The 13681-nt window shown below is 66.9% G+C and carries 11 protein-coding genes; 7 read left to right on the top strand and 4 right to left on the bottom strand.

The genetic code is table 11. The annotated features are described in order from the left end of the window. The first annotated feature begins 300 nt into the window (after positions 1 to 300). The gene (locus ABZX86_RS06370) at positions 301 to 1254 is read left to right on the top strand and encodes an acyl-ACP desaturase (RefSeq protein WP_355120633.1); all 954 of its coding nucleotides are present in this window, start codon (positions 301 to 303) and stop codon (positions 1252 to 1254) included. Between the two features lie 61 nt (positions 1255 to 1315). Here ABZX86_RS06370 and ABZX86_RS06375 read toward each other — a convergent pair whose 3' ends face one another. After that, positions 1316 to 2674 carry an MFS transporter gene (locus tag ABZX86_RS06375; protein ID WP_355120635.1) on the bottom strand — a complete coding sequence of 453 codons (1359 nt, stop codon included), beginning with the start codon at positions 2672 to 2674 and terminating at the stop codon, positions 1316 to 1318. A gap of 238 nt (positions 2675 to 2912) precedes the next feature. On the opposite strand from ABZX86_RS06375, the gene ABZX86_RS06380 reads away from it, so the two are divergent. The 5 genes from ABZX86_RS06380 to ABZX86_RS06400 all read left to right on the top strand — a co-directional run bounded on the left by ABZX86_RS06380 (position 2913) and on the right by ABZX86_RS06400 (position 6829). Further along, positions 2913 to 3470, top strand: coding sequence for a TetR/AcrR family transcriptional regulator (locus tag ABZX86_RS06380; protein ID WP_355120637.1), 558 nt, complete (start codon positions 2913 to 2915; stop codon positions 3468 to 3470). A gap of 103 nt (positions 3471 to 3573) precedes the next feature. After that, positions 3574 to 4461 carry an SAM-dependent methyltransferase gene (locus ABZX86_RS06385; protein ID WP_355120639.1) on the top strand — a complete coding sequence of 296 codons (888 nt, stop codon included), beginning with the start codon at positions 3574 to 3576 and terminating at the stop codon, positions 4459 to 4461. Between the two features lie 98 nt (positions 4462 to 4559). Beyond that, positions 4560 to 4943, top strand: a complete 384-nt coding sequence (locus ABZX86_RS06390; RefSeq protein ID WP_355120641.1) for a hypothetical protein — start codon at positions 4560 to 4562, stop codon at positions 4941 to 4943. A gap of 129 nt (positions 4944 to 5072) precedes the next feature. Continuing rightward, on the top strand, positions 5073 to 6284 hold the full coding sequence (locus tag ABZX86_RS06395) for a serine hydrolase domain-containing protein (RefSeq protein WP_355120643.1): 1212 nt from the start codon (positions 5073 to 5075) through the stop codon (positions 6282 to 6284). A gap of 143 nt (positions 6285 to 6427) precedes the next feature. Then, positions 6428 to 6829 carry a hypothetical protein gene (locus ABZX86_RS06400; RefSeq protein WP_355120645.1) on the top strand — a complete coding sequence of 134 codons (402 nt, stop codon included), beginning with the start codon at positions 6428 to 6430 and terminating at the stop codon, positions 6827 to 6829. A 127-nt stretch (positions 6830 to 6956) separates the two neighbouring features. On the opposite strand, the gene ABZX86_RS06405 is transcribed toward ABZX86_RS06400, so the two are convergent. From ABZX86_RS06405 to ABZX86_RS06415, 3 genes are all read right to left on the bottom strand, one after another. Then, positions 6957 to 7916, bottom strand: a complete 960-nt coding sequence (locus tag ABZX86_RS06405) for an SDR family NAD(P)-dependent oxidoreductase (RefSeq protein ID WP_355120647.1) — start codon at positions 7914 to 7916, stop codon at positions 6957 to 6959. Positions 7917 to 8024: 108 nt separating this feature from the next. After that, the gene (locus tag ABZX86_RS06410) at positions 8025 to 11063 is read right to left on the bottom strand and encodes a protein kinase (RefSeq protein WP_355120649.1); all 3039 of its coding nucleotides are present in this window, start codon (positions 11061 to 11063) and stop codon (positions 8025 to 8027) included. Between the two features lie 64 nt (positions 11064 to 11127). Then, positions 11128 to 11919: an SAM-dependent methyltransferase gene (locus ABZX86_RS06415; RefSeq protein ID WP_355120651.1), complete on the bottom strand. Its 792-nt coding sequence runs from the start codon at positions 11917 to 11919 to the stop codon at positions 11128 to 11130. A gap of 222 nt (positions 11920 to 12141) precedes the next feature. Between ABZX86_RS06415 and ABZX86_RS06420 the strand changes: the two genes are divergently transcribed. Then, positions 12142 to 13437, top strand: a complete 1296-nt coding sequence (locus tag ABZX86_RS06420) for an amidohydrolase (protein WP_355120653.1) — start codon at positions 12142 to 12144, stop codon at positions 13435 to 13437. Positions 13438 to 13681: the final 244 nt, after the last annotated feature.

Here is a 13681-nt window from a genome sequence, read left to right on the forward strand (position 1 = left end):
TGCAGATATCGGGGAATGCGCTGGTCGTCGCGGCAACGCAGACTGCTTGCGATGATGGCGCACGATCCGATGGTGCCCAGCGGGACGCTGATACACAGCGCCGGTGGCCGGAACACGAAACGGTCCGGGAGTCGACCCCTCGACTCCCGGACCGTTGCCCAATCTCCCCGTGTGAGCTACATCAAGGTTCCGCCCGTCGGGACTTTTGCCTCTAACGAACACCGACATTCCCTGGTGAATTGGTCCGGACAACTCGGCCGCAGCGCAGCAGGCGCGGGCCCCGGATCCCAGGAGGATGGTTTGCCGCGTCAGCTGACCCAGCGAGAGATCCTGTCCGAGCTCGAACCCGTCGCCGAGGAATGCGTGCACCAGCATCTGGCGCGGGCCAAGGATTGGCATCCGCACGACTACATTCCGTGGGACGCGGGCCGGAACTTCGCCATGCTGGACGGAATCGACTGGGCGCCGGAGCAATCCACGCTCAGCGAGGTCGCCAAGGCGGCAATGATCACCAATCTGCTCACCGAGGACAACCTGCCCTCCTATCACCGCGAGATCTCCGAGAACTTCTCCCGCGACGGCGCCTGGGGCACCTGGGTGGGCCGCTGGACCGCGGAGGAGAACAAGCACAGCGTGGTCATCCGCGACTACCTGGTCGTCACCCGCGGCGTGGACCCCGTCGCGCTGGAGAACGACCGAATGGCGCATATGACACACGGTTTCAGTGCACCCACCGCCGTGCTCGACGGCGAAGCCGGCTTCCTCTACTCGGTCGCCTACGTCAGCTTCCAGGAGCTGGCCACCCGCGTCAGCCACCGCAATACCGCCCGCGTGTGCGACGACCCCATCGCCGACCGCATGCTGCAGCGCATCGCGGCAGACGAGAACCTGCACATGATCTTCTACCGCACCATGTGCGGCGCGGCCCTGGATCTGGTCCCGGACCAAGCCATGGAAGCCATCGACACCATTGTCGAGAACTTCCAGATGCCCGGCGCGGGCATGCCGAACTTCCGCCGCAACGGCGTCCTGATGGCCAAACACGGCGTCTACGATCTGCGCCAGCACCTCGAAGACGTCCTCATGCCCGTGGTCCGCCAATGGAACATCTTCGGCCGCAACGACTTCACCGCCCGCGGCGAACAAGCCCGCGAACGCCTATCCCGTTTCCTCGACGATATGCAGCACGTGAGGATCCCCCGCTTCGAGGAACAGCGCGACCGCGCCCTCGCCCGGGACAGAGCTCGCGCCTGAGCTCCCGGCACAGGCCATCCGCCCGGCCGGTGCCGGCCAGGCGGATGGAGCGTGCGCGTATTCAGCTGGCGGAGCGGGTGTTTCGGAAGGTCAGAGCGACGGCGAAGGTCAGGGTTGCGATGGCGGCGGCCGCGGTGAAGGCGGTGGTGATGCCGGTGACCAGGGCGTGCTGGGCCGAGCCGCCGGCGCTGCGGGATGCGGTGCCGAAGATGGTGACCAGGATGGCCAGGCCCAGGGAGGCGCCGGTTTGCTGAAGGGTTTGCAGTGCGCCGCCGGCGGCCCCGGCGTCGTGGGGTTCGACGTTCGACATGATGATCACATTGAGGGGCGAAACCGCCAGGCCGAGACCGAAACCCATCAGGAGCATGGCCACGAACAGCAGTGGGAAGTAGCCGCTGTCGGCCGTCAATCGAGTCAGCAGGACGAGTCCGGCGACCATCGATGCGGTGCCGGTCATGGCCAGAGGCTTCGGGCCGAAGCGCGGGAGTAGGCGCGGAATGGTGCGGATCATGGTGAACATCAGCAGGGCGGTGGGCAGGAAGGCGAAACCTGTTGCCAGAGCGCTCAATCCGAGGACGTCCTGCAGGAACTGGGTGAGGAAGAAGAACATCGACATGCCTGCCATGGGCGCCAGGAACATGCTCGCGTAGGCGGCGGCGCGATTGCGGTCGGCGAACAAGCGCAGGGGCAGAAGTGGCTGGGCCGTGCGCGATTCGATGACGAGGAAGACGGCGATCAGGATGACGCCGGCCGCGAGGGAGATATCGGTTGTCGCAGTGCCCCAGCCGTCCGACGCGGCGCTGATGAAGCCGTAGACCAGTGCGGCCACACCGGTGGTGGCGGTGATCGCGCCGGGCAGGTCCAGATGCGCGGATTGCCGCTCGGCCCTGGGCAGATAGCGCAGCGCCAGTGCCACCACCACCAGCCCGAAGGGCACATTGATGAACAGCACCGATCGCCAGCTCAGCCATTCGGTCAGCAGGCCGCCGACAATGAGGCCGATAGCGAAACCGGCACTGGACATTCCGGAGAACAGCGCCAGTACGCGGATTCGGGCCTTGGGTTCACGGAAGGTGGTGGTCAGCAGTGCGAGCGTGCTGGGCCCGGCCATCGCCGCGCCGATGCCCTGCACCACACGTGCGATGAGCAGCCAGGTCGCCGACGGCGCGAGACCGCCCGCGAGCGAGGCCACGGTGAACAGGGTGGCGCCGGCGATGAAGAGATTGCGGCGGCCGAACAGATCGCCGGCGCGCCCGCCGAGCAGCAGCAGTCCGCCGAAAACCAGGGTGTAGGCGTTCATGACCCAGGACAGGCTGGTGGCGCTGAAATGCAGATCGGCCTGAATGCGCGGCAGTGCCACATTCATCACCGTGACGTCCAGGACGATCATCAATTGGCAGGTCAGCAGCGTGACCAGCACAATGTTCGATCGAAATCGGCTTGATTCGGGGGGTGTGGAGACAACGGTGTCCGCGACAGCATTGTTCGAAGAAAGTGTGGTCGACAAGGAACGCTCCATCGAATGAAATCAAACGGAGGATGCCTCCGTTTCCATAGAGCTATCATATGGAGGGTTCCTCCACTTGCGCAAGTCTATCCGGAGGGTCCATCCGTTTTCTACTGGAGGGTCCGTGGAAGCACCGCCGACGGGAAAGCCGATGCGCGCCGATGCGCGGCGCAACTATGAGCGGATCGTGTCGGCCGCTCAGGAGGCATTCGCCGAGCTGGGTCCCGACGCACCGCTGGAGGAGATCGCGCGCCGCACGGGCGTCGGCATCGGCACGCTGTACCGGCACTTTCCTAATCGAGAAGTGCTGATCGAGGCCGTCTACCGCTCCAGCATCGAGCAGCTGAGCCAGCGCGCCCACGAGCTGCTCGAAAAGCACACGCCCGAAGAGGCATTCACGATCTGGCTCCGAGAGCAGGTGGAATGGGTGATGGCCAATCGCAGCCTCGCCACCACCCTGAAGGCCGGGATGGATCACAACACGCCGACCTTCATGCTGTGCCGCACGGCGATCACCGGGGCAGCGTCGGCGGTACTGCAGGCGGCGCAGGACGCGGGCGCGATCCGCAGGGATATCGAACCTCGCGATGTGCTCCGGTTCGGCCACGGGATCGGCGTGGCCTGCGAAACGACGCCCGAGGCGGCGGAACGACTGCTCGCGGTGACGCTCGACGGCCTCCGCGCGGCGCCCACCGACGCGCAGCCCTGATTTCACGAGGCGAAAACCGCTGCGGCGGTTGATTCGTGGAGGATTCTCGCAATCCCGGTGCGCTTGAATGCCTGTGCGCGCCGCAATCGGTACGTTGGCGAGCATGCGAACCGATGGAGATTCCTGGGATATCAATACCGGTGTCGGATCCACGGCATTGTTCGTCGCGGCGGCCCGCGCGCTGGCCGGCCGGGCGGCCGATGCACCGGCCCACGACCCGCTCGCCGAGATCTTCGTGCGGGCGGCCGGCCCGGAGTGGGTCGACCTGCTCGAGGGCCGTGTGCCCGGCCATCCACTGCTGACCCCCGAATTCGGGATGCAGTTCCAGCAGCATCAAATCACCCGCACCCGCTACTTCGACGATTTCCTGAACGCCGCTGCGGCCACCGGCATCCGGCAGGTGGTGATCCTGGCCGCCGGCCTGGACGCCCGCGCGTACCGCCTGCCGTGGCCCGACGGGACCGTGGTCTACGAACTGGACCGCCCGCAGGTACTGGAATTCAAACGCGAAACTCTCACCAAGGCGGGCCACAAGCCGCGCGCACAGCGCCATGAGGTGCCGGTGGACCTGCGCGAAGACTGGCCGAAAGCCCTGCGCGAGAGCGGCTTCGACCCATCCCTGCCCAGCGCCTGGCTGGTCGAGGGCCTGCTGATCTACCTGCCCCCGGCCGCACAGGACCAGCTGTTCGACGCCATCGACGCACTCAGCGCCCCCGGCAGCCGAATCGCGATCGAGCAGATGGATCCCCTGCCCGAAGCGGCCACCACCGCCATGGCCGACAGCGACGGCGGCTCGGACTGGGTACGCCTGATCTACAACGAGCCCCGCAGCGAAGCCACCGCATGGTTCGGCAACCGCGGCTGGACCGGCGACCGCGTCTACCTCACCGACTACATCCAGGAACTCGGCCAACCCCTCGCCGACGGCCCCCAGCAGCAGTCGTTGATCAACCTGGTGACCGTCGCACGCGACCGGACACCGATTCGGTAACCGATTGCAGCGCTGGAATAGTCGACCATAGTGGTCTACCGCGACATTGCGGTCGCCACCACCGCTTCGGTGACATGGGCTATTCGGGAGAGGCATCGGTGGGGGACAGCAGCAGTACAACCGGGGAGGGCGAGCATCTCGACGCCGAAGCGGTGGTCGCGGCACTGATTGCCGCGCACAACCGCGGCGATCATGAGCTGGCGCTGGAAAGCAGTTGTGGCGCATTGCGATCCGAGCTCGAGCAGATGACGGCCGCGGCCTTCGCCGAGCAGGCCCGGCGCGATGTCGAACGGCGGGGATCGGGCATGCTGTGGGGTGTCGTATCGATCACACTCACGCCACCCAGGGGATCACTGACGGCGTTCATTCGCTATACGACCGAACCCGATAAGAAGGGCGATCGGTACCTGTTCACCCTGGCGAAGACCGACAGATGGCGCGTCTGCGATCGGCCGGTACCGCAGGCGGACATGCGGCGGTAGGCAGCAGCCGCCAGTCGGGGGGCGATCCATTGCCTGCGTCGAATGGGCGCGGTTACAGTGAGTTAGCAAGATGCTTGCAGTTGTTAGCACCGACTTTGCTGTGAGCGCGACAGACAAAGGAGTCTGACTATGGCGGCTGCACACGCGTCGATGGTGATCGATGACCGGTTCACGGCGGTCGCGGCGAAGTTCTTCCATATGTTCCGCCGGAAGCGGCAGGGCGGCGGGGGGCTGTCGGTGTATCTGCACGGTGAGCCGGTGCTGGATATCTGGTCGGGGTGGGCGGCACCGGATCGGCGCTGGCAGGCCGACAGCATCGCACTGTCGTACTCCACGGGCAAGGGTGTCGCCGCGACTGTCGCGAACCGCCTGATCGACAGTGGCGTACTGGAATTGGATGCGCCGGTCGCGACCTACTGGCCGGAGTTCGCCGCAAACGGCAAGGCCGACATCACGATTCGCGATGTGCTCAGCCATCGTGCCGGACTGCAGCGCATTCGCGATCTGCTTCCAGACGCGCACCAGCTGCTCGACCACGACCTGGTGGCGGCGGCCATCGCCACGGCCGCACCGGATCCCCTGCGCCTGCGCGCCTCCGGCTATCACGCCATCACCTTCGGCACCCTCATCGCCGAGATCGCTCAGCGCGCCACCGGTCGCGACTTCCGCGATGTGCTGCGCAGCGAAGTGGCAGAACCCCTCGGCGACAATGACTTCTGGTTCGGCGTCCCCGAAGATCAGCGTCACCGCATCGCCACGCTGGGTCCGCGCCTGGGCGTCGCCCGCATACCGATCGATACCCTCATCGCACCCTTCGCCGGCGTCCGGCAGGTCCGCTCCGCCCGCAGCGCGGTCTATGACGGCTGGGCCGATATGACCACCGGACAGCGCCCGTACGACGCCATGATGCCCGGCTGGAACGGCACCTTCACCGCCCGCGCGCTCGGCAAGATGTATGGCGCCCTGGCCAATGACGGCCAACTGGGCCAGCGCCGCCTGCTGCGCTCCGAAACCGCTGCGGCCATTGCCCATATGCCCGCGAACAGCCGCTACGACTATGTCCTCGGCGCCGCACCACACTTCGCCCGCGGCTACCACCGCGCGATCGTCGGCACCCGCCTCACCCGCCGCGCCTTCGGCCACTTCGGCCTGGGTGGTTCCGGCGCGCTCGCCATCCCCGCCCTCGGGCTCTCCGTCGCCTTCGTCACCAACCACCTCGGCAGCATTCCGACCTCGGTGGCCGACACCCGCCTCCCGTTCCTCGCGGGCGCGGCACAGCGCGCGGCGCTGGAAGCAGCCGGCGCGAGCGCGGCACCGGCACGCTACGCACAAGCGGGTTAGGAAGTCCGGCGCGGATGGTCGATGGCGGCCATCCGCCCGCTACGCCGCCGCTTCCTGTGAGGTTCCTGGATATGCATACAGAACGAACCCACGCGCACTAGCCTCCGAAACACATTCGTTTCAGATGATTGAGGACCCCCTATATGCGCAAGTCACTCTGGGTCAGCGGGCTCGCTCTCGCCGCTACCGCCGTATTGAGCTCGACCGGTACCGCGAGCGCGGCCGGTACCAGCATGAGCACCGACTCCATCTTCAATGTCGGCACCGATATCCAGGCGGGCACCTACACCACCACCACCGCTCTCAGCACCTGCGCCTGGGCGCGACTGTCGGCGCTCACCCCCAGCGCCACCGCGGTGCTGCAGACCGGCGGGGCGGTGAACGGCTCGGCGAGCGTCACCATCCAGTCGACCGATATCGCGTTCTTCACCACCGGCTGCGGCACCTGGAACCTGCAGGTTTCGACCGGATCCTCGAGTCTGGGCAGCGGCAGCGCCAGCGGGCTGCTGTCCGGCCTGCTGTCGGGCACCGGATCGTCCTCCTGAGCCGAAACCGATGACGCGGCAACCGCATTCGCGGTGAGGCGCGCACATCGCGGAGGCCGGCCGGTCCATCACGAATCTGTGATGGACCGGCCGTTTCTCATGTGGGAGCTCAGTCGTGCGCGGGAACTCAGTCGTGCGCGGGCGCGACCACGGCAGCGGCGGTGACCGGTTCCACCTGCGGCGCAGTCGCTTTCGCGAGACCCGGATCGGGCATCCTGCGGTGCAGTTCGCTCAGCCCGCGACGAGCCACATCGGGCAGCAGCAGGTTGAACCACAGCGACAGCGCGCCGTGCAGGTTCTCCAGATGGGCGGGACGGCGCACGATGGCGTCGGACAGCATATCCACCGCGGCCTCGGCCGACAGCGTCTTGTAGCCGCTCCAGCCCAGCGAGGCGCTCATATCGGTGGCGACCAGCGGCAGCCGCACATCCGTGAAAGAGATTCCATCGGAAAGGCATTCGACCGCCGCCACCCGCATGACCGCCTCCAGCGCGGCCTTGGAGCCGAGGTAGGAGGAGAACCGGGGCACATCGGTGATCACGCCCAGCGAGGAACTCGACACGATATGCCCGGAACCGCGGCGGCGCATCTCCGGCAGGAACCGCAGCATCAGCCCGACCGGACCGAAGTAGTTGATCCGCATGGTGCGTTCGAAATCGTGCAGGCGGTGTTCGGAACTGGCGATCGAACGCCAGATGGAACGGCCCGCATTGTTGACCAGGATATCGGGCGCACCGAACTCGACGAGCACCTGATCGGCGAGCTTGTCGATGCCCTCGGCGGTGGACAGATCCGAGGTGAGCGCGAACGCCCGCCCGCCCCGCTCGCCGATCTCGGCGACCAGCTGATCCAATTCGCTTGTGCGGCGGGCCGTCACGATGACGGTCGCGCCCTCGTCCGCAATCCGCAGCGCCAGTGCGCGGCCGATACCGCTGGACGCTCCGGTGATGAGCACCGTCTTACCCTCGACCCGCTCACGCAGCGTCGGACCCCACGGCAGTGGCAACCGCTGCGGCACTGTCAGGACATTCACTACCTTCCGGACCAACTCGATCTGGACTCCCGCAATGACCTTACGAACGCTCATCAACGCACTACCCATACTTCCCTGAAACCGAATCTCACTGCGACGCGATCGTATTCGATCTTCGCGACCTGAGGGCTACCAGCGACCACGCAGCAGACGCCGACTGCGTCACTCGCCGAGCGCGTAGACCACGGCGTTCGCGCTCGACATGTCTTCGCCGGCCCGGCTCGCGGCCGCGAATCCCGCTGTACCCAGCGCCGATTCGGCAACCCGGACGCACTCGACGTGGCTGGCCATCAGATTCGGCAGCGAGATCGGCCAGCTGCTCGCCGCGGCGCCCCGCGCGGTCGCGGCACCCATGAGCACCGCGGCACGCTCCGGATCGCCGGTGTCGCAGGCGATCCAGGCCAGGGCCTCCAGGCACATGGCGGTGCCGACCGGATCGTCCACCAGCCGGGCCAGGCGCGTGAGCGCTTCACCCAAAAGTTCCGTGGCCCGGCCTGATTCACCGCTGTGCCACTGCAATACCGCCATGGACCATTGCGCATAGGATCGGCCCACCGATTCGCCTCGCGATTCGGTGATCTCCAAAACCTGTGTGTAGCAATCGCGTGCCTGTTCGGTGGCCCCGGACAGCGCGTGGCACAGGCCCAGAATGATCAGCGCCTCGACCAGCGGGGCGACTCGCTGCTGCCGGCCGAATTCCGCCACCGCATCGGTCAGCAGGGCGCGGGCGCGCGGAATCTGCCCGCCGCTGTAGGCGAGAAAGCCTGCCGCATAAGCCGCCATCGCCGCGACGGCCGGGTCCGCCGATTCCATTGCGAGCGACTGTCCTTCCCGGACCAGTGCCCCGGCGCCCTCGAGATCGCCCTGCATATCGGCGAGCGCGCTGTCGGCGTAGATCGCCATGACATGCTCGGCACGGTGGTTGCCCCGATCGCCGTCCAGCAGCCGATCGAACCAGCGCCGTCCCTCGCCGTACAAACCGCGCGAACTCCAGTACTGGTACAGCGCCGACGCGATGCGAAGTCCCGCGACCGGATCGTCGGAAACACTGAACTCCATGGCATCTCGCAGATTCGGCTGTTCCCGCTCGAGTCGCGCGATCCATTCCAGCTGCCGCGCACTGACCCATTCCTCCTGCGCCCGCAGTGCCAGCCGCAGGAACCAGTCGCGATGCCGGCGCCGCAGCTCCGGGTACTCGGCACTGTGCTGTGCCTGCTCGCGGCCGTAGTCACGCAGGATCTCGAGCATGCGGAAGCGCACCGACGACCCGTACGGCTCGCAGATCAGAATCGACTTGTCGACCAGCGCGGTGAGGAGGTCGAGAACGTCCCCGGAGGCCATCTCCGCAGCGCAGACCTGTTCTGCGGCTTCGAGATCGACGCCGCCCGCGAATACCGACAGCCGCGCCCACATCAGCTGCTCCTGCGAGGTGCACAACCGGTAACTCCAATCGATGCACCGCCGCAGCGCCTGCTGCCGAGTGGACGATCCGCGGGCGCCGCGGGTCAGCAATCCGAAGGAATCGGCGAGGCGGCTCAGGAGCTGTTCGGGAGACATGGCCCGCAGCCGCGCGGCAGCCAGCTCGATCGCCAGCGGCACACCGTCCAGCCGCCGGCAGATGTGAGCGATGACTGCCCAATTGTCCGCGGTGAGTTCGAATGTCGGCACCGCCGCCCGCGCTCGTTCGGCGAACAGCGCAACCGCCGCATACCGCTCCGATGCCAGCGGCGCCGGCGCACTGCGGGATTCGGGAATCGTCAGCGGCGGAACCCGCAGTACAGCCTCCCCGCCGATACCCAGCGCCTCTCTGCTCGTGACCAGAATCTGCAGCCGCGCACAGCCTTTGAGCAGGGTCTCGCAGAGTTTCGCCGCGCCGTCGATCACCTGCTCGCAATTGTCGAGAATCAGCAGTCCGCGGCGTGCACCCAGAAAATCGAGCAGCGTGTCCTCGGGCGACTGCACCGACTCGCGCAATCCCAGCGCGGCGACCACCACACCGGGCAGGAGCGCCTCGTCGACCAGCTCACCCAGCTCGACGAACCACACCCCGTCCGCGAAGTCGCGCGCGACCGCTGCGGCGAGGCGGACAGCCAAGCGGGTCTTGCCGACCCCGCCGATACCGGTGAAGGTGACCAGCCGGGCAGTCGACAGCAGACGCGTCGCGTCCGAGACTTCGCGGTCGCGACCGATGAGGCTGGTCAGTTCCAGGGGCAGGTTTCGGATCCCCCCTCCCTCGGGCACCGCCTCGGTCACCGGGCGTGATACCGATGGAGCACTGGGCCGAGATTCATCGGCGCCGAGCCGCAATGCCATGTCATCAACACGAAATCCATTGCGGTGCTGGATATTACGCAACTCCTCCCCCAGTGTCGCAGCGCTCGGCTGCCGATCCTCTGGGCGTGTGGCCATTGCCCGCTCGAGCACCGCGCAGACATCGTCGGGGACGCCCGCCGCGCGGAGATCCGGAACCGGCTGGGTGGTGATCCGCACGAATTGCGCCACCACCTGCTCCCCCGAATGCCGCTCGAACGCCGCATGACCGGTGAGCGCGCAGAAGAGGGTGGCGCCCAGGCTGTAGATGTCCGAGGCGATGCTCGGACTCCCCCCGGTGAGCACCTCGGGTGCGGTGAAGGCCGGGGATCCGGTCACCACCCCGGTCTCGGTCTGGAAGCCTCCCGAGAAGTGGGCTATCCCGAAATCGGTGAGCGCCGGCTCGCCGTAATCGGTGCGCAGAATATTGCCGGGCTTGATGTCGCGGTGCAGCACGCCGAGACGGTGGACGGTTTCGAGCGCACCGGCCAGCCGAACACCCAGTCGGAGAATGTCTTCCACGGGAAGCGGTCCGGTGGTCCGGATTCTCGCGTCGAGTGAGCCCTGGGCGCAGTACTGCATGACGATGTACGGACGCCCGCCGGTGGTGGTCCCGACCTCCAGCGCATCGACCACATTGGGGTGGCCGGTCAGTCGTCCCATCGCACGCTGTTCCCGGAGGAATCGCTCCCGGTTCTCGGCGTCGAGATCGGCGGTGAGCACCTTGACCGCAACCGTCCGGTCCAGGGCAGGCTGGCCGCAGCGATACACGACCCCGAATCCACCCCGCCCGATTTCCTCGACCTGCTCGAACCCCGCCGACTCGAGCTCAGCGAGCAGTGACGAGGCCACGTGGTCACGCTGCGTGTCGAACGGCTCGGGATCGATCATCGGCTACCAGGATCTATCGGGGACTCTCACCATATCGCTGTCCCAGTGGCCGCCGTGACCCTGATCAGGGTTTACGGCCCACACCGCAGTAACAGGACACCTTGGCATCGAAGGACGCGGAGATCTCCGTCGTCTCCGCCAAACCCCACCGATGCGGCGGCACCACACCCGGCTCGACCAACTCCAAACCCGAGAACCAACCGGTCACCTCATCACGGGTACGCACCTGCGCCGGCAACTTCCGCACCCGGTACACATCCTGCGCAGCAACCACCTGCTCCGGGGCGAAGTCGGCCGTGATCGTGCAGATCACCAGGAACGACCCCGGCGCCAGCGCGCTCAGGAACGCCGACACGATTGCCGGAATGCTGGCCTCCACGAAATGCAGTAGCGCGATCATGCTCAATGCGACCGGCTCGGAGAGATCCAGCACCTCACCCAACTCCGGGGCCGCCAGAATCGCGAGTGGATCGGTCACGTCACCCTGGATGTAGGTCGTCGCCCCAGCCGTTCCTCCGGGCATCAACGCCCGCGCGTGCGCCAAGACCACCGGATCGTTGTCCACGTACACCACCCGCGCATCGGGGGCGGCCCGCTGGGCGATCTGATGCAGATTCGGCTCGGTCGGAATCCCGGTCCCGATATCGAGGAACTGCCGAATCCCCGCCTCCGCCAGGTACCGGGTACTGCGCTGCATGAACTGCCGATTCACCCGCGCCGCGGTCCGAATATCGGGCCAGGCCTTCAGGATCTCGTCCGCGGCCTTGCGATCGGCCTCGTAGTTGTCCTTGCCGCCGAGGAAGTAGTCATAGATACGCGAGGTATGCGGCTGATCCAGCGGGATAACCCTGTCCAATCCAATCACCACTTCAATCGATCGACCGACCACATGCCCACCCGCACAGGCTAGTCCGCTACCCACCCGGACCGAAGGGTTTCATGTGGAAGGGATTCGGCTCTCCCGATATCCATTGCCGCCGGTCAAACCTTTGTCGCGTATGCCCGAAATGCCGTGCGTGACAGCTTCGATCGCGGTGCCCGCGCTTCTTCCAGAAGGAACGAAAACGGGGAAATCGCCATGAGCGGCGCCGAGGCGTGGATCATAGGCGCTGTGCCGTCGATCAACAGTCGTGTCGCCAGCATTACCGCCGAACTCGCGGAGCTGTACCGAGACCTGCACGCACATCCGGAATTGTCCTTCGCCGAGCACCGCACCGCGGCGATCGTCGCCCGGCGTGCGAAGGCCCTCGGCTATGAGGTGACGGAAGGAGTCGGCGGAACGGGTGTGGTCGCCCGCCTGGCGAACGGTCCCGGCCCGCTGATCATGCTGCGCGCGGATATGGACGCGCTGCCGCTGCGCGAGCAGACCGAACTGCCCTACGCCTCGACCGCCACCGATCCGGACAGCGGCCGGCCGACCATGCACGCCTGTGGCCACGATATGCACGTCACCTGCCTGCTCGGCACGCTCGACACGCTGGCCGCCGAGCGGGATCGCTGGTCCGGCACCGTGCTCGGGGTCTTCCAGCCCGGTGAGGAGATCGGCCTCGGCGCCCAGGCGATGGTCGACGACGGATTGTTCGAACGCTTCGGGAAGCCGGAAATCGTGCTGGCCCAGCATGTCCTGCCGATCGCGGTGGGCACCGTGGCGACACGCCCGGGCGCGATCCTCTCCGCGAACGACAGCTTACGGATCACCCTGCACGGCCGCGGCGGGCACAGCTCACGCCCGGAGACGACGGTCGATCCGATCGTGATGGCCGCCGCGACCGTCATGCGCCTGCAGACCATCGTGTCCCGCGAGGTCGCCGCGTCGGACCAGGCCGTTGTCACCGTCGGCACACTGCACGCGGGCACCAAGGAGAACATCATCGCCGATCAGGCCGAACTCGGCCTGAGCATTCGGACCTACTCCCCCGAGCTGCGCGCCAAGGTGCTCGAGGCGATACGGCGGATCGTGCACGCGGAGGCCGAAGCCGCGGGCGCGGACCGCGCGCCGACGATCGAGGCGCTGACCCGGCTGCCCGTCACCATCAACGAACCTGTCGCACTGGACAAGACGCGCGCCGCGCTGCGGGCCGCCCTCGGCGACGAGCAGGTCCTGGAAATGGGCGCCTTCCCGGCCAGCGAGGACGTCAGCATCCTTGCCGACGCCGCCGGGGCACCGCTGTCCTTCTGGTTCTTCGGCGGTGCGGACCCGGCGAAAGTCGCGGCGGCACAGGACAAGGGCACGGTCGACCAGGACATCCCGATGAACCACTCGCCGTATTTCGCACCGCTTGCCGAGCCCACGATCGCCCACGGCGTCACCGCGCTCACCGCGGCGGCCCTCGGCTGGCTCGATACCAGCCGCGCCGGTGCCGTCCCGGCGTAGGTAGTCGCGCCACTCGGGTCGGTGAATCCCGGCCCTGCACAGCACTTCCCGAACCGCCCCGGCCGCCGCGCCGAGGGCGCTCCCCCGCGTGTAGATCGCCGCCGGTGAGCGCCTGCCGACTCGTCGCCCATCGCGTTGTACGCGGTCGACTTCGCCTCGGACACACCACGGCGATTTGTCCAGTTGGTCATTTGCTCCATCGCACAGCTACTATTTAGCAACACGACTCGTTGGCCCCTCACGG

This window comes from Nocardia sp. NPDC006630 (assembly GCF_040611495.1).
GTDB lineage: Bacteria > Actinomycetota > Actinomycetes > Mycobacteriales > Mycobacteriaceae > Nocardia.

Bases quoted from the DNA above. Each gene is read 5' to 3' on its own strand.
- ABZX86_RS06380 (WP_355120637.1), top strand. From the start codon at position 2,913: ATGCGCGCCGATGCGCGGCGCAACTATGAGCGGATCGTGTCGGCCGCT.
- ABZX86_RS06385 (WP_355120639.1), top strand. From the start codon at position 3,574: ATGCGAACCGATGGAGATTCCTGGGATATCAATACCGGTGTCGGATCC.
- ABZX86_RS06395 (WP_355120643.1), top strand. From the start codon at position 5,073: ATGGCGGCTGCACACGCGTCGATGGTGATCGATGACCGGTTCACGGCG.
- ABZX86_RS06400 (WP_355120645.1), top strand. From the start codon at position 6,428: ATGCGCAAGTCACTCTGGGTCAGCGGGCTCGCTCTCGCCGCTACCGCC.
- ABZX86_RS06405 (WP_355120647.1), bottom strand. From the start codon at position 7,916: ATGAGCGTTCGTAAGGTCATTGCGGGAGTCCAGATCGAGTTGGTCCGG.
- ABZX86_RS06410 (WP_355120649.1), bottom strand. From the start codon at position 11,063: ATGATCGATCCCGAGCCGTTCGACACGCAGCGTGACCACGTGGCCTCG.
- ABZX86_RS06420 (WP_355120653.1), top strand. From the start codon at position 12,142: ATGAGCGGCGCCGAGGCGTGGATCATAGGCGCTGTGCCGTCGATCAAC.